16 protein-coding genes are annotated in these 15,773 nt (G+C 60.5%); 15 read left to right on the top strand and 1 reads right to left on the bottom strand.

Going from position 1 to position 15,773, the window contains the following annotated elements:
• From ATY29_RS37310 to ATY29_RS36400, 4 genes are all read left to right on the top strand, one after another.
• Positions 1-181: hypothetical protein (locus tag ATY29_RS37310; RefSeq protein ID WP_207797759.1), on the top strand; the 181-nt coding region annotated here is incomplete at its 5' end.
• 12 nt (positions 182-193) lie between these two features.
• Positions 194-601, top strand: coding sequence for a hypothetical protein (locus ATY29_RS14680; RefSeq protein ID WP_097536747.1), 408 nt, complete (start codon positions 194-196; stop codon positions 599-601).
• A 218-nt stretch (positions 602-819) separates the two neighbouring features.
• Positions 820-1,227: a hypothetical protein gene (locus tag ATY29_RS14675; protein ID WP_037091205.1), complete on the top strand. Its 408-nt coding sequence runs from the start codon at positions 820-822 to the stop codon at positions 1,225-1,227.
• Between the two features lie 25 nt (positions 1,228-1,252).
• Complete coding sequence (locus ATY29_RS36400; protein ID WP_146053994.1) at positions 1,253-1,567, top strand: hypothetical protein; 315 nt, start codon at positions 1,253-1,255, stop codon at positions 1,565-1,567.
• A 703-nt stretch (positions 1,568-2,270) separates the two neighbouring features.
• Here ATY29_RS36400 and ATY29_RS14665 read toward each other — a convergent pair.
• Positions 2,271-2,855: a DUF1349 domain-containing protein gene (locus ATY29_RS14665; RefSeq protein WP_097536746.1), complete on the bottom strand. Its 585-nt coding sequence runs from the start codon at positions 2,853-2,855 to the stop codon at positions 2,271-2,273.
• Positions 2,856-3,069: 214 nt separating this feature from the next.
• On the opposite strand from ATY29_RS14665, the gene ATY29_RS14660 reads away from it, so the two are divergent.
• The 11 genes from ATY29_RS14660 to ATY29_RS14605 all read left to right on the top strand — a co-directional run bounded on the left by ATY29_RS14660 (position 3,070) and on the right by ATY29_RS14605 (position 15,681).
• Positions 3,070-4,596 (top strand): ABC transporter substrate-binding protein, encoded by a 1,527-nt coding sequence (locus ATY29_RS14660; protein WP_097536745.1) that lies wholly within the window; start codon positions 3,070-3,072, stop codon positions 4,594-4,596.
• A 243-nt stretch (positions 4,597-4,839) separates the two neighbouring features.
• A complete protein-coding gene (locus ATY29_RS14650) occupies positions 4,840-5,781 on the top strand; it encodes an ABC transporter permease (RefSeq protein WP_165779434.1) in 942 nt (313 codons plus the stop codon).
• A complete protein-coding gene (locus ATY29_RS14645; protein WP_097536744.1) occupies positions 5,781-6,650 on the top strand; it encodes an ABC transporter permease in 870 nt (289 codons plus the stop codon). Before ATY29_RS14650 ends, ATY29_RS14645 begins: the two co-directional genes overlap by 1 nt.
• Before the next feature lie 48 nt (positions 6,651-6,698).
• On the top strand, positions 6,699-7,211 hold the full coding sequence (locus tag ATY29_RS14640; RefSeq protein ID WP_097536743.1) for a RidA family protein: 513 nt from the start codon (positions 6,699-6,701) through the stop codon (positions 7,209-7,211).
• A 70-nt stretch (positions 7,212-7,281) separates the two neighbouring features.
• Positions 7,282-8,478: an aminotransferase class V-fold PLP-dependent enzyme gene (locus tag ATY29_RS14635; protein ID WP_003563893.1), complete on the top strand. Its 1,197-nt coding sequence runs from the start codon at positions 7,282-7,284 to the stop codon at positions 8,476-8,478.
• A 17-nt stretch (positions 8,479-8,495) separates the two neighbouring features.
• The gene (locus ATY29_RS14630; RefSeq protein ID WP_097536742.1) at positions 8,496-10,331 is read left to right on the top strand and encodes an ABC transporter ATP-binding protein; all 1,836 of its coding nucleotides are present in this window, start codon (positions 8,496-8,498) and stop codon (positions 10,329-10,331) included.
• 85 nt (positions 10,332-10,416) lie between these two features.
• Positions 10,417-11,238 carry a bifunctional allantoicase/(S)-ureidoglycine aminohydrolase gene (locus ATY29_RS14625; RefSeq protein ID WP_097536741.1) on the top strand — a complete coding sequence of 274 codons (822 nt, stop codon included), beginning with the start codon at positions 10,417-10,419 and terminating at the stop codon, positions 11,236-11,238.
• 94 nt (positions 11,239-11,332) lie between these two features.
• Positions 11,333-12,052, top strand: a complete 720-nt coding sequence (locus tag ATY29_RS14620) for a FadR/GntR family transcriptional regulator (RefSeq protein ID WP_097536740.1) — start codon at positions 11,333-11,335, stop codon at positions 12,050-12,052.
• A gap of 52 nt (positions 12,053-12,104) precedes the next feature.
• Complete coding sequence (locus ATY29_RS14615; protein WP_097536751.1) at positions 12,105-12,812, top strand: FadR/GntR family transcriptional regulator; 708 nt, start codon at positions 12,105-12,107, stop codon at positions 12,810-12,812.
• Positions 12,813-13,037: 225 nt separating this feature from the next.
• Positions 13,038-14,510, top strand: coding sequence for an amino acid permease (locus ATY29_RS14610; RefSeq protein ID WP_097536739.1), 1,473 nt, complete (start codon positions 13,038-13,040; stop codon positions 14,508-14,510).
• A gap of 67 nt (positions 14,511-14,577) precedes the next feature.
• Positions 14,578-15,681 (top strand): asparaginase, encoded by a 1,104-nt coding sequence (locus tag ATY29_RS14605; RefSeq protein WP_097536738.1) that lies wholly within the window; start codon positions 14,578-14,580, stop codon positions 15,679-15,681.
• Positions 15,682-15,773: the final 92 nt, after the last annotated feature.

Below are 15,773 nucleotides of genomic sequence, written 5' to 3'. Positions count from 1 at the left end.
TGAAACATGGGTCAATTCTCAATGGAAATATCTGGCTGCGCCGGGTCAGCTCTCAGTGGAAATCAACAGTGGAGGCGGCATCGACAATATCGATCTCGTTGCTGGTCCTTGGTTGATCAAAAAAAATATTGGTAAGTCCGCGCCATCTGTCCCGGACAGCATTTGCCAATTATTCGGATGACTCAACCATTGGATGACCTTGCTAAAGGACTTGAGAGGGATCTCCATTATGCTCTCGGACGGTGAGTTTTTTCGAGAGCTTGTCCAACGCTTGGTGTCCCTCGGTTACTTCAGCAGCGACGAAGTCGACACACTTCTTGATGAGTTCGGAGGGCTTCAACGAGCAATTCGTCTCAGGCATTATATATCGGCGGCCGAGATTTTGGCATGGAACATGGCTGAGAAGAGCTCTGCACAAGACATGTGCAGCTTTCTTCAAGAATACAACGGCTTGATGGCAGAACATGGAGATTTCATGTATTATTTCGTGCAGGCTATCGTCGATCAGATGTCAGCAATGGGTAATGACGTACGGCCGATTATTGGCGTATCTCCAGAACGTTACCAACAGTTCTTGAAGAGACGGTTCTTAGGGGAATGACCAATCAGTTGCGACTGATTGAATATATGTTCGCGCTAAATTTTGACATATGAACTGACAATTAGAGTCCATCTTAAGAGATTGGAGACCGGCGCGACTCGTCGTGGCTGACACCCAATGGTTACCTTCCAGTTGTTTACGGAGTACCTGTAAAGGCCATGACTGAGCCGATAGGTGAGCGCATCGTCACAGGCTGCCCACCGTATTGAGGCTCTCATATGGACAATGAGAATCGCATCGGCGAACTCCAGCGGCCAAATCTACCAAGTAAGGTGGGTGAGAGAATGTCGGAAGCATCCTTTGTAGATCGTGCTTTGGAGCTTGGCTTGACCAAGGAGTTGCTGGCTATCTTGGAGGGAAACTCGAAATATTCAGATGTGGAGTCTATTGATAGCCTAGATAGACATTCACGCCGACTGCGATCAATGGCGATGATCCATCTGAAATTCATGCTTAGATTCGGATCATCCGAGTCGGAGAGCAAGCAGATTGAGGTCGACGGAAAAATATACAGCAGTTATCCAGAGTATTTTAGCGCATGGAAACTGGCTGGAATTCCAGGGATATTGCCATATCGTTTGGATGCGATGATCAAAGAAGCGGAACTGCTCAAAAACTCTGATTAAGTTACGCTTCAAGCGCAGTCTCTCTGTGGTCAGTGTCATCGATCCGGTTTGCTATGAAGTCGCTATCAGCCGCCAGTTCTTCAACCCGCACCGGGCGGAAAAGACCACCGGGACGGCAGACGTGACTGGAAGCTGTTCCCGCAAGCCGGATTTCGGCATTATGACAATCCTATTCGTCTCGAACGCAGCTGACCTCCCCTCCAATCAATCGCCGTCGGCGGGATTGAAAGCCGGCAATGAAGAGTATCGGAGAAATCAGCATAGCGGCCGCAAGGCGGGATTTCGGGAATCTCGTCACGCCAAGGGCGGAACAAGGGCAGCCGCAGGAGCCTCAGCATAGCGGCCGGCAGGGAGGCGGGACCGACTGCTCCCGCCCGTGCGTTCCGTTTTCTATTTCCCCATCGGAATAGGGGTCAGGACAAGGGCAGTCAAAAATCCTGCGTTAAGCTCTAACGTTTGTCGCGCACCCGCATAATGGTCTGGCGCCTGGTCGCAAGTTTTCCAGCAATGGCTGAAACGCTGATTCCCGCCGCTAGGTCTTCGCATACGTCCTTTTTCTGTTTTTCACTCAGCGTCGAGCGGCTGGGCTTTCATCCACAAAATACGCGTATCACCTTGGATTTCGGATCAGTCACGGATTGGACTGCGGTGCCACTATGGACGAAATTCAAACGCGAAGGCGTATCGGTAGCAACTCGTTCTTCACTTCCATAGTGTCGCGAATCTCCGGGTATTTTCAGCCCCGCAGTAGCAGACGATGGGCCTCCTACAAACTTTTGATATCGAGAGGCACCGCAAGCGTCAGAGGTTGCGCCTGCTGCCGAATTGGGTGATGGCGAGGTTGCACACGAGCTCAAAGAAAATAGTGCTAAAAATACAGGCGTGGTCAGTAAACGTTTCAAGGTTTTCCCCTTTAGGCTGCTAACTATCCAGAACTCTGGCTGGCATCGTGAGGCTATCTACTGCCTCAATAGGTTGCAAGCTGACAATTTCAGGCTCCAAGGTCGGGAAGGATTGGTTGCGGAGGGTTCTCATTAGATCGGCTAACTCAAATCATGAAGTCCCGTCGTAACCGCCGCCCCGATCGAAAACTCCGAAAACCGTACCGTCAAACCACTGCGCTCCGGCGTGCACGCAGCCGGCCCCACCTCATAGCGGTCTGCGGTCGGAAACGGCGCTAACCGCAGCAGCGGCCAATGGCGGCCGTCGCGTGAAGCCTGGATGCGCATGGCGCCGCCTGCGACGGTGACGCGGATATGGAAATCGTCGAGCTCCTTGAAGGGCTGCGACACCGACCAGTCGGATCTGCCGTCGGTGACGACGGTGCTGAGGAAGGGTTCGCCGTCGGTGAATTCGACGCCGGTTTTTACCCAGCGTTTCTCGTCGAGGCGCACCATCAGGCCGGCCTGGTCGTAAAGGGTGCGGAATTCGCCCTGGATGCGGATCTGGGCGGTAAAGCTCTCGGTGGTGGGAAAGCAGAGGAAGTGGCCGTTGTCGCGGGTGAAGCCGTAATGGGTTTCGCGCCAGAAATCGGTTTTCTCGTCGGTCGTCAGGGTGAGGCCGGTTTCGTCTGCGCGCCAGCTGGCCGGTTCGTTCAGCCATTTTCCGTCGTTGAAATCGATGTTCATTCCACCCTCCCACCATCAAAGCTGCGGGGTTGCCGATTCCCCGCCGGGGCATAGTGCACAACCCTGGCGTAGACGGCTAGTGGGCGCGCTTCCCCCCTCCTGATCCTCGTCCCACGATATAATCAGCGGCTTCCGCTTGACACCATCGCTTCATCTCTTATTCTGTTACAAAAAGATGAATTGCATAATAATGGAACTAAACGGGAGCCCACACATGAAAACACTGGTCGCATTCCTGCTCGGCACCGCGCTCGTCGGCCTGCCTTCGACCCTCTCTGCCCAGGAAAAGGGCGGCGTCATCAATGTCGCAACGATCGGCGAGCCGCCGACGCTCGATCCGATGTCGTCGACAGCCGATCTCGTCGGCATCGTCACCCAGCATATTTTCGAAACGCTCTACACTTTCGACAAGAGCTGGAACGTCACGCCGCTTCTGGCCGAAAGCCTGCCCGAGATCAGCGCCGACGGCAAAACCTATACGATCAAGCTCCGGACCGGCATCAAGTTCCACGACAATAGCGACATGACTTCGGAAGATGTCGTCGCCTCGCTTGGCCGCTGGATGAAGATCGCCTCGCGCGGCAAGCAGGTGGCCGGCTTCATCGACAAGGTCACCGCTAGCGATGCTTCCACCGTCACCATCACGCTGAAGCAGCCCTATGCGCCGCTGACGTCGCTGCTTGCCTTCAACAATTCGGCGGCGATCATCATTCCGGCCGAAAAACAGGACGAGCCGATGAAGGAGTTCATCGGCACCGGTCCCTACATGCTGAAGGAGCGCAAGGCCGACCAGTATATCCAGCTCGTCCGTTTCGATGGCTACAAGTCACGTGAGGCCGACAGCAATGGCTACGGCGGCGCCCGTCATCAATATCTCGACGAGATCCGCTTCGTGCCGGTGCCGGATGCGAATACCCGCGTCGAAGCCGCCGTCTCCGGCCAGTATGACTATGTCGATTCGATCGCGGTGGAATCCTACGACAAGCTGAAAGCGTCGACGGCCTCGCAGCCGGTCATGCTGAAGCCCTTCGGTTATCCGGTCTTCGTCTTCAACACGAAGGAGGGCGTCGCTGGAAATGTCGAGATCCGCAAGGCGATCCGCCAGGCGCTGAGCATGGAAGACATGCTGGCCGCAGCTTTCGGCAGCAAGGATTTTTATGCGCTCGATGGCGCCATCTATCCGAAGACCTTCTCCTGGTCGACGGATGCCGGCGTCGAAGGCGCCTATAATGTCGCCGATCCGGAAGGCGCGGCCGCTGCCGCCAAGAAGGCCGGTTATAATGGCGAGCCGATCCGCATCCTGACCAGCCGCCAGTATGAGTTCCATTACAAGATGGCGCAGGTCGCCGCAGAATATCTGAAGCTTGCCGGCTTCACCGTCGATATGCAGGTGGTGGACTGGGCGACGCTGACGCAGCGCCGCACCGATCCGAAGCTCTGGGATATCTACATCACCCACAGCCCCTTCCTGCCGGAGCCGGCCCTCATCGGCTCGCTCTCGACCAGCTCGCCCGGCTGGTGGGATACGCCGGCCCGCAAGGCCGCCGTCGATGCCTTCACCTCCGAGGTCGATCCGAAGAAGCGCGTGGCGCTCTGGGCCGATGTCCAGAAGGCGATTTATACAGACGCGCCCTTCATGAAGATCGGCGATTTCAATGCGGTCTCGGCGAAGTCGGTCAAGCTCGAGGGCGTCGATCCGGCCCCATGGCCGTATTTCTGGAACGCTTCGATCAAGAAGTGATGGAGTGACGTCGGTGGCCTCCACTTGCTCCCTCATTCCCTTCCTCGGGCTTCGCCCGAGGGATGTCACAGGAATCCAGCCACGGCGCGTCCGCGCCGTGATTGACCGTTATCCGGTCACGGAGTCTTTTGCGCCCAAGGACTTGGACGCGCTGGATTCCTGTGACGAGCACAGGAATGAGGGAAGAGGGGCGGCGGATTCCGCCTCGATGCTACATCGACCAAGTACAGGAGCAAAGTTGGGATGATCCGTTACATCCTCCAGCGCCTGTTCGGCATGATCGTCGTGATGTTTCTCGTCGTCACGATCGTCTTCGTCATCGTGCGCGTGACGCCGGGTGATCCGGCGGCCGTCATGCTCGGGCCAGATGCGACGCCGCAGGATGTTGCCGATCTCAGGAGCCGGCTCGGCCTCGATCAGTCGCTCGGCCTGCAATATGTCTATTATATCGGCCAACTGCTGAAAGGTGATCTCGGCCAGTCGATCTTCCTCAACATGCCGGTGACGTCGGCTCTGCTCGACCGCGCCGAGCCGACCTTCTTCCTGACGCTGTTTTCGCTTCTCATCGCCAGCATCATCGCTTTGCCGATCGGCATCTATGCTGCCTATCGGCGCGGCTCCTTCGTCGACCAGGCGGCAACGACGCTGGCGATGTTTGCCGCCAGCATTCCGAGCTTCTGGCTCGGCCTGATCCTGATGCAGGTCTTCGCCGTCCGGTTCAACCTCTTCCCGGTCTCCGGTTATGGCGGCCCCGGCTCGACCTTCCCAGAGCGCATGTATCATCTGACGCTGCCGGCCTTTGCGCTCGGCATCGTCTCTTCGGCGCTGATCCTGCGCTTCACCCGCGCCTCGATGCTCGATGTGCTCGGCGACGATTATATCCGCACGGCGCGCGCCAAGGGGCTGATCGAGCGCAAGGTCATCCTCAAGCACGCGCTGAAGAATGCGCTGATCCCGATCCTGACGGTGCTCGGGCTGACGGCGGCGGTGCTGATTTCAGGCGCCGTCGTCACCGAGACCGTCTTCGGCCTGCCTGGCGTCGGCAACCTCGTCGTCTCGGCGGTGCTGCGCCGCGATTATCCGGTCATCCAGGGGGCGCTGCTCGTCATCGCCGCGCTCTATGTGCTGATCAATTTTGCGATCGACATGCTCTATCTGCTGGTCGATCCGAGGGTGCGCTACTGATGGCCGATATCGCAATCAAATCAGCCGAGCGCGAAAGCAGCAAATTCGTCCGCCGCCTGCTGAAGCGAAAGACGGTGGCCTTCGGCCTGCTGATCCTGACGATCTTCGTGCTGCTCGCGGTCTTTGCGCCTGTCGTGGCACCCTATTCGCCCTCCAAGCTTTCCATCGTCAACCGGCTGAAACCGCCGAGCGAGACCTTCTTTTTCGGCACCGACGAGTTCGGCCGTGATGTTTTCTCGCGCACGATCTTCGCCGGCCGGCTGTCGCTGCTGGTCGGCGCCGCGGTCGTCAGCCTGTCGGCGGTGATCGGCGTTACACTCGGCCTGCTTGCCGGCTTTTTCCAGAAGCTCGACACGCCGATCGCCCGGCTGATCGATGCGATGATGGCCTTTCCGGACATTCTGCTGGCGATCGCCTTGGTCGCCGCCCTCGGCCCGTCCTTGACCACCGTCATCATCGCGCTGTCGATCGTCTATGCGCCGCGCCTTGCCCGTATCGTGCGTGCGTCGACGCTGGTTATTCGCGAGCTGCCTTATGTCGAGGCGGCAAGGGCGCTCGGCATTTCCACTTTCCACATCATGACGCGGCACGTGCTGCGCAATCTGCTCTCGCCGATCCTGGTGCAGGCGACCTTCCTCTTCGCCAGCGCCATGCTTGCCGAAGCCGGCCTGTCTTTCCTCGGCCTCGGCGTCAGCCCGGAGATTCCGACCTGGGGAACGATGATTGCCGCCGGCCGGCAATATATCGGCCAGGCCGACTGGATGACGCTGTTTCCGGGTGTGGCCATCATTCTCTCGGTGCTGTCGTTGCAGATGGTCGGTGACGGCCTCAGAGACATGCTCGATCCAAGACTTCGCAAGGACCTTTAATCCGCCGACCTCTCAATCGGCTCCCAAATTCGCCAATCCAAAATTCGCATGACAGGAGTTTGCGTGAATCAGTTTCCAACCGCCGCCAGCAAGGTCGAGAGCTCGCCTTACCAACGCTTGGCTGCCCTCGGTATCAAGCTTCCGCCGCCGCCGCCGCCGATCGCCAATTTCGTGACGCATGTGGTGGAGGGCAATATGCTCTACCTCTCCGGCCAGGGGCCGCGCGAGGCCGACGGCTTCCTGCATGCGGGCAAGGTCGGAGCCGACGTCGGTGTCGAGGAGGCCTATCGGCATGCGCGGCTGACCGGCATCAACCTGCTCGCCGTCATGCATGATGCGCTCGGCGATCTCTCCCGCGTCAAGCGGGTGGTCAAGCTGCTTGGGATGGTCAATGCCGTGCCGGAGTTCGAGGATCATCCGAGCGTCATCAACGGCTGCTCGGATCTGCTGATCGCGGTTTTCGGCGCGGCCGGCGAACATGCCCGCTCGGCCGTCGGCTTCGGCTCGTTGCCCGGCAACATCACCGTCGAAATCGAGGCGATCGTCGCCTTGAATGGCTGACGAGAGCTTGCATATTTGGAGCAGCGTCCACCCGTGACCCGTTCCTCGCCCCAGACCTCTGGAGACCTTCATGCCCAATGATATCAGACCTTCGCTCGGCCTTCGCCCCGTCATCAATGTGTCCGGCACGATGACCAGCCTCGGCGCCTCGATCGTCGTGCCCGAGGCGATCGAAGCGATGGCATCGATCCTGCCGCATTTTGTCGAGATCAACGACCTGCAGCGCAAGGCCAGCGCCGTCATCGCCCGGCTGACCGGCGGCGAGGCTGGCTTCGTCACTGCCTCCTGCTCGGCCGGCATCTCGCTCGCCGTCGCCGGCGCCATCTCAGGCGACAATCTGCTGGCGATCGAAAAGCTGCCGGATGCCATGCTCGAGAAAAACGAAGTCTTGGTGCAGATGGGCCATGTGGTGAGCTATGGCGCCCCGGTCGATCAGGCGATCCGGCTTGCCGGCGGCAAGGTCGTGCTGGTGGGACAGGCAACCTCGACGCATCGCTTCCACATGGAGCATGCGATCACCGACAAGACGGCCGCCGCCGTCTATGTCGTCTCCCATCATGTCGTCGATTATGGCCTGTTGAACCTGAAGGAATTCGTCGAGATCGCTCACGCCAGGGGCGTGCCGGTTATCGTCGATGCGGCCTCGGAATATGATCTCAGGATTTTCCTGGAGCAGGGGGCCGATATCGCACTTTATTCCGGCCACAAATTCCTCGGCGGCCCGACCTCGGGCATCGTCGCCGGCAGGAAGGAGCTGGTGCGCCATGCCTTCCTGCAGAATATGGGCATCGGCCGCGGCATGAAGGTCGGCAAGGAGAGCATCTTCGGCGTCATGGCGGCACTCGAAGCCTGGGAGCGCCGCGACCATGCCGGCATCCGGGAACGCGAGACCGGCTATCTCAACTTGTGGAAGCGCACGCTTGACGGCCGCCCCGGCGTCACCGCACTGATCGAACCCGATCCGACCCACAATCCGCTCGATCGGCTGCGCCTGATCGTCGATCCCGAAGAGGCGCATATCACCGCCTGGGATCTGGCCGATGCGCTCGCGAGGGGCAACCCGCCGATCATCGTGCGCGATCACGAGGTGGAGCACCGCTATTTCTATCTCGACCCGTGCAACCTGCATCGGGGCCAAGAGACAATCGTCGCCGAGCGCCTGGCTGAGGAACTCGACAAGGCGCGCGCCTCCAATGAGATCATTGCCACGCCGATCGAAAACCGCAGCCGGCATCGTTTCGACGGGCTGTTGCGCTGGCCGGATTGAGCCGCAGGAGAGACGATATGGGCAGCGTTCAAGCACGATCGATCGAGACAGCCAGCACGGTTCTTTCCGTCGAGGGGCTGACGACGTCCTTCCTGGTCGACGGCGCCTGGAAACCGGTCGTGCGCGATGTGTCCTTCACCGTCGCCCCCGCTGAAACCGTGGCGATCGTCGGGGAATCCGGCTCGGGTAAGAGTGTCACCTCGCTCTCGATCATGCGGCTGCTGCAGGCCGACACAAGCCGCGTCGGGGGCAGCGTCATTCTTGGCGGACGCGACCTCCTGGCCTTGCCGGAACATGCCATGCGGCAGGTGCGCGGCAATGAGGTGGCGATGATCTTCCAGGAGCCGATGACATCGCTTAATCCGCTCTTCACCATCGGCGATCAGATTTCCGAAGCGCTGTTATGCCATTCCGAGATGAGCAAGGCCGATGCCAGGGCTGAGACGATCCGACTGCTGGAAAAGGTCCGCATCCCGTCTGCCGCCTCGCGCTTCGGTGAATACCCGCATCGTTTCTCCGGCGGCATGCGTCAGCGGGTGATGATCGCCATGGCGCTCGCCAGCCGGCCGAAGCTCCTGATCGCCGACGAGCCGACGACGGCGCTCGATGTGACGATCCAGGGCCAGATCCTCGATCTGATCAAGATGCTGCAGGAAGAGGAGGGGACCTCCGTTCTCTTCATCACCCATGACATGGGTGTCGTTGCCGAGATCGCCGACCGGACGGTGGTGATGTATCGCGGCGAACAGGTCGAAAGCGGTGCCACAGCCGATATCTTCCACCGCGGCAAACATCCCTATACCCGGGCGCTGCTATCCGCCGTGCCGGTGCTCGGCTCGATGCAGGGCCGGCAGAGGCCGCTGCGTTTTCCGGTGGTCAACACCACGACAGGGGAATCGGACATTCCCTCTGAGGCCGCCGATACCGTAGCAGCGACGCCGGTCCTCGAGGTGAAGAACCTCACCAAGCGTTTCGACATTCATACCGGCCTGTTCGGCCGGCTCACCAGCCGGGTGCACGCGGTCGAAAACGTCTCCTTCGATCTTCATGCCGGCGAGACGCTGTCGCTCGTCGGTGAATCCGGCTGCGGCAAATCGACGACCGGGCGGGCTATCATGCGTCTGATCGAGCCGCAGGCGGGCTCCGTTCTCGTCGAGGGCAGGGAGGTGCTCGGCCTCGACAGGCAGGAGTTGCGCGAGATGCGCAAATCCGTGCAGATGATTTTTCAAGATCCCTTTGCCAGCCTCAATCCGCGCATGACCGTCGGTGCTGCGATCGCCGAGCCCTTTCTCGAACATCGGATGGGCAGTTCGAAACAGGCAAAAGACGTGGTCGCCGATTTGCTGGTGAAGGTCGGCCTGTCTCCTGATATGGCGGCGCGTTTTCCGCATGAATTTTCCGGCGGCCAGCGTCAGCGCATCTGCATCGCCCGGGCGCTCGCCTTGCAGCCGAAGGTCATCGTCGCCGATGAGAGCGTGTCGGCACTCGATGTGTCGATCAAGGCGCAGGTCATCAACCTGATGCTCGATCTGCAGCAGAGCCTCAACCTCGCCTTCCTGTTCATCTCGCACGACATGGCGGTGGTCGAGCGCGTCAGCCACCGGGTGGCGGTGATGTATCTCGGCGAAATCGTCGAGATCGGCCCGCGCGCCGCCGTGTTCGAAAATCCGCAGCATCCCTATACGAAGAAACTCATCGCAGCCGTGCCGGTGCCCGATCCCGATCGCCGCCACGAGAAGCGGATGGTGGTGAATGACGAGATCAAGAGCCCGATGCGTGCCGTCGACTATCAGCCTCCGGCCACCTTCTATCGCGAGGTCGGGCCGGGCCATCTGGTGATGGCCGATCGCTAGGCCTGGCTTGGCCTATTGGCAGTTGCCTAACGGGCCGGCGGCGCATAAAGCAGATGCAGAGACACCTGCCTGGAAAGCCGTATCAATGGACAAGACAGAGTTTTTTTCGAAGCTCGGCGGTTTGCCGCCGCAGACCCAGTTGCTTTCCGGCAGAGCCGTTTTCACCACGGCTTACGCGGTCATCCCCCGCGGCGTCATGAGCGATATCGTCACGAGTTTCCTTCCGCATTGGACGGGAACGCGGGCATGGGTTCTCTCCCGGCCGCTTTCCGGCTTCTCCGAGACCTTCTCGCAATATGTGATGGAAGTTCAGCCGGGCGGTGGCAGCGATCGGCCGGAGCCCGACAAGCGGGCCGAAGCGGTGCTGTTTGTCGTCGAAGGCGGCATGACGGTAGAGCTCGAAGGCGTCAGCCACGCGCTGCGCGCCGGTTCCTTCGTCTATATTCCTGCCGGTTCGGCCTGGCGCCTCAAGAACGACGGTTCGGCCGCAGCGATCTTCCACTGGGTCCGCAAGGCCTTTCAGGAGGTCGACGGGCTGGAGCCCCCGCCGGCGATCGTCACGCATGAGGACGACCATCCGATCCGCGCCATGCCGGATACCGACGGCCGCTGGGGCACCACCCGCTTCATCGATCCGGCCGATGTGCGCTACGACATGCATGTCAACATCGTCACCCTGGAGCCGGGCGCTGTGATCCCCTTCATGGAAACCCATGTCATGGAGCATGGCCTCTATGTGCTGGAAGGCAAGGCGGTCTATCGCCTGAACCAGGATTGGGTCGAGGTCGAGGCCGGCGATTTCATGTGGCTGCGCGCCTTCTGCCCGCAGGCCTGTTATGCCGGCGGGCCCGGCCGGTTCCGCTATCTGCTCTACAAGGACGTCAACCGTCATATGAAGCTCTGGTAGGCCTCGCGAGGCGCGCTGCATGCGGTCGGCAAGCTCCGCCAAAGAGCCTGTCCGGTTGCTTGACAGCTCTGGGGATTGCACCCATCGTCGTTCGATGCGGGATAGGGATTCATGGCTGTCGGAGAAGAAGGATATGAGCCGAAGAAACGCTGCGGAAGCGGTCTTCGAAGATATCCGCACGGCCATTGTCGATCGGAAACTGGCTCTCGGTATTCGTCTTCCCTCGGAGGTACAGCTTGCCGAGCGTTACGGCATCAGCCGGGCTATCGTGCGTGAAGCGCTGCGCTCGCTGCAGACACTGGGGTTCACGCAGACCCGGACCGGCCGGGGCACCTTCGTCGTTTCGGAAAGCCCCGCGCGCCAACTGGGCGGCGGCGCCTATTCCGCCCGCGATCTCATGGAAGCGCGCCCCTGCATCGAAATACCGGCTGCCGGCTGGGCGGCATTGCGTCGCTCGCACGAGCAGTTGACCCTGCTGACATCCTTGTGCGACCGGATGGACGCGGAAGTGGATGTCCAGAAATGGGTGCGGATGGATGCGGCGTTTCATGGAGAAATCGCCGAGGCCTCGGGCAATGCGATCTTCAGGAAAGTCGTCGCTGATGTTCGCGGCGCGCTTTCGACCCAATCGGAGCTCGTCGAGCATGTTCGCGGACGGCGCAAGGCGTCCAATGCGGAGCATCGCCGAATTCTGCAGGCCGTGGCCGCGGGCAGCGAGGAGGATGCGCGCGCAGCCATGGCTGAGCACCTGCTGGAGGTCAAGCGATCCATCATCGGAATTACCGATGAAAGACGAACCGCGTCGAAGCAATGATTTCCAATTTGCGCCCGGGAAGCCGGGCGCGCCGCCGATCGGATGCAAAGCGATGAATGATCTAGAAAGCTGGCTGTCCGACACCGCTGTCCTCAGTCGCAAAAGCGCCTCGGAACTCGTGTTCGAGGAGTTGCGCAGCCTCATCCTTTCCGGCCGGTTTGCTGCCGGTTCGAAGCTGCCGTCAGAAGCGAAGCTGGCGGGAAAATACGGTGTCAGCCGCCCGATCGTGCGGGAAGCGCTACGCTCGCTGCAGATTTTGGGGCTGACGGAGACACGAACGGGCAGCGGTACATACGTGCTTTCGGCCTCCGGCGACGGAGATATCAGTTACGGCGATTATTCGGCGCGTGATCTGATGGAGGCGCGTCCCTATGTCGAGGTATCGGCCGCCGGCTGGGCGGCGCTGCGTCGAAATGACGACGAGCTGTCCCGGCTGCTCAGGCTTTGCGAGCATATGGAGCAGGAGGAAAATACCGAGGCCTGGGTGCGGCTGGATTCGGAGTTTCATGGGCTGATCGCGGCGTCGTCGCAGAATGCTGTCTTCCGCGACATCGTCGATGAGGTTCGCGAGGCGATGGCGCAGCAATCCGGGCTGCTGACGGTGTTGGGGCCGCGGCGTCGGGAGTCGAACGAAGAGCATCGCGCCATCGTCGAGGCCATCCGTACCGGGTCGGAGCTCGAAGCCCGGGCCGCGATGGAAATCCATCTCAAAAAGGTCGAGGCGGCGCTCAATCGCATCATCGGCGCCGAGCCGCGCTAGCAAGCGCTTCACGCAACAGTCTTGTCGAACACTCCCGGTGTCCAGGCATCGGCGACTGCTCGAGCCCCTTCCATATATGCACGCCGTCGAACGAAAGACGCTTGACCGAGGCCCGCTTTTGCATCTATTTCCAAACCTGTCAGACTGCATAGCAGGTGAACATCTTGTTGGCAGCTGCGCGGAGGGGCGGCCGGGAGGTTGCCGAACCTATGGATAGGGAGGAAAATGACAGTGATGGAATCCACCAGAACCGAGGCCGATGGCCAGGTTTTCGCCGAGGAGGACCTCGGTTACAAAAAAGCGTTGAAGCCACGGCAGATCCAGATGATCGCCATCGGCGGAGCCATCGGCACCGGCTTGTTTCTGGGCGCAGGTGGGCGGCTCGCCGCTGCCGGTCCGGCACTCGTGCTGGTCTATGCCTTGTGCGGCTTTTTCGCTTTCCTCGTTCTCAGGGCTCTCGGTGAACTCATCGTGCATCGCCCGACTTCGGGTTCGTTCGTCTCCTATGCCCGTGAATTTTACGGCGAAAAGCTCGCCTTCGCGGTCGGCTGGCTCTATTGGCTGACCTGGGCGATGACGGCGGTCGCTGATGTCACCGCGGTGGCTCTCTACATGAATTTCTTCAAGGCTTATGTCCCCTGGATTGCCATGATCGATCAGTGGGTATTTGCGCTGGTGGCGCTAGTCCTCGTCCTCGCCATGAACCTGCTGTCGGTGAAGGTCTTCGGCGAATTGGAATTCTGGTTCAGCCTCGTCAAGGTTCTCGCTTTGGTCGTCTTCCTCATCGTCGGAGTCTACTTCGTCGTCACCGGCACGCCGATCGACGGTCACGTTCCGGGGCTGAATACCATCACCGACTTCGGCGGCATGTTTCCGAGCGGAATTCTGCCGGCGCTGGTCGTGATACAGGGCGTGGTGTTCGCCTATGCCTCGATCGAGCTGATCGGCACCGCCGCAGGCGAAACCGAAAATGCGCGCAAGGTCATGCCGCGGGCGATCCGGACGGTCGTGCTGCGCCTGGTGGTCTTTTATGTCGGCTCGGTTCTGCTGCTGTCGCTGCTGCTGCCCTATACCGCCTATAAGGGCGGCGAGAGCCCGTTCGTGACCTTCTTCGGCAAGATCGGCATCCAGGGTGCCGACGTCGTCATGAACCTCGTCGTGCTGACCGCCGTCCTGTCGTCGCTCAATGCGGGCCTCTATTCGACCGGCCGCATCCTTCATTCCATGGCGATTTCGGGATCGGCGCCGGCTGCGCTGGCGAAGATGAACAGATCCGGCGTGCCCTATGGCGGCATTGCGGTGACGGCTGTTGTGACCGCCTTTGGCGTCGTGCTGAATGCTGTCGTTCCGGCAGCGGCTTTCGAGATCGGCTTGAATGTTGCCGCGCTCGGCATCATCGCTGCATGGGGCGTCATCATCCTGTGCCAGCTCAAGCTGTGGCACCTGTCGCGCCAAGGCAAGCTGGCAAGGCCCGAATTCCGGATGTTCGGCGCGCCTTATACCGGCGTGCTGACGCTGAGCTTCCTTGCGGTCGTCGTGATCCTGATGGCCCTCGATTATCCGGTCGGTACCTACACGGTTGCCTCTCTGCTGCTGATCATTCCGGCGCTGGTGGTCGGCTGGCTGCTGATGCGTGAGCGCATCCACATGATTGCCGCCGAGCAGGGCGACGATCGCGGCAGTTTCGATCTGGCCTGAGCCGCGCGATAGCAAGGCTTGCCCCGGCGCCGAAGGCTGCCGGGGCGGCGCATGAATGGAGAGAGAAATGATCCCGAGTGAGGATTTCGTCGTCACCGAGCGTGGCGGCATCGTCGAGAACCGTCACCGCGTCCATGCCGCGGTCGTCGATGCAAAAGGCAGGCTGCTTTTTGCGCTGGGAAACCCGACGCGCTTTACGCTTGCCCGGTCTGCCGCCAAGCCGGCCCAAGCGCTTGCCATCCTGGAGGCGAATGGGTTCGAGCCTTACGGGTTCGATGATGCCGACCTGGCACTGATGTGCGCTTCCCACAGCAGCGAGGAGCGGCATATTGCGCGGACGCGGACCATGCTGTCGAAGATTGGGGCCAAGGAGGCCGATCTTCGTTGCGGCGGCCATCCTTCCCTTTCCGAAGCCGTGAACCGCTCCTGGATCAGGCAGGATTATACGCCGACGGCGGTTTGCAGCAATTGTTCGGGAAAGCACGTCGGAATGATGGCCGGATCCCGGGCGATCGGGGCGGGCCTGGAAGGCTACCATCTTCCGGATCACCCGATGCAGGTGGTGGTGAAGCGGACGGTTGCCGAGCTCTGCGATTTGGACATGCAGGACGTCGAATGGGGGGTCGACGGATGCAATCTCCCGACGCCCGCTTTTCCATTGGATCGGCTGGCGCGCATCTATGCCAAGCTCGCTTCGGCGGTGGACCAGGGCGAGGCGCGCGAGGGCGTGTCGACGCGAGACGCGGCGCTGGCTCGCATCTTCCAGGCGATGGCGCGCTACCCGGAAATGGTTGCGGGTGAGGGGCGCTACTGCACGGTGCTCATGCGCGCATTCGACGGTGCCATGATCGGCAAGCTCGGCGCCGACGCCAGCTACGCAATCGGTGTGCAAGCCTCCAATGATACCAGGCGATGGGGAGCGGAAGGGGCGCTCGGCATCTCGGTCAAGATCGAGGATGGCAACATCGAAATCCTCTACGCTGTCGTGACGGAAATCCTCGAGCAGCTCGGTATCGGTTCGCCGGAACGCCGCAAGCCGCTTGCATCATTCCATCATCCCAGCCGTGTGAACACGATGGGTGTCGCGACAGGCGGCGTGTCCTTTCCGTTCATGCTTGGCGGATCGAAATCGGACGCGGACGGTTCTCGTCCTGCAGCTTTGAGCCGATGACGCATTCTGGATGCGGCAATATTGCCGCGTCTCCCCATCATCTTGTCCGGCCTGCTGCCGCAGTTCATGTCCGCAGCGCCGCTTCTCGAAAG

The sequence above is a fragment of the Rhizobium hidalgonense genome (assembly GCF_002914525.1).
Taxonomy (GTDB): Bacteria; Pseudomonadota; Alphaproteobacteria; order Rhizobiales; family Rhizobiaceae; genus Rhizobium; species Rhizobium hidalgonense.
This window is presented reverse-complemented; position numbering and strand designations above follow the sequence as displayed.